At 43.6% G+C, this 234-nt stretch carries 1 tRNA gene; it reads left to right on the top strand.

Annotated features, from left to right (window positions below):
• Nucleotides 1-137 precede the first annotated feature (137 nt).
• Nucleotides 138-213 (top strand) — tRNA-Ala (locus KJR01_RS10130).
• Nucleotides 214-234: the final 21 nt, after the last annotated feature.

Below are 234 nucleotides of genomic sequence, written 5' to 3'. Positions count from 1 at the left end.
CCGTAGGAGAACCTGCGGTTGGATCACCTCCTTTCTAGAGTACATACTCTTTAACTCACACTAAAGAGTAATAATAAATATTTCAAGAGCTCTTGAGAGCTTGTTTGGATATCAAAGGTTGAAATGAGTATTGATATGGGGAATTAGCTCAGCTGGGAGAGCGCCTGCCTTGCACGCAGGAGGTCAGCGGTTCGATCCCGCTATTCTCCACCATATAAAACTTAAACAGAGCAT

The sequence above is a fragment of the Campylobacter sp. 2018MI10 genome (assembly GCF_018501175.1).
Lineage (GTDB): Bacteria > Campylobacterota > Campylobacteria > Campylobacterales > Campylobacteraceae > Campylobacter_E.
The sequence above is the reverse complement of the archived record's forward strand: the minus strand, read 5'-3'. Positions and strand labels throughout refer to the sequence as shown.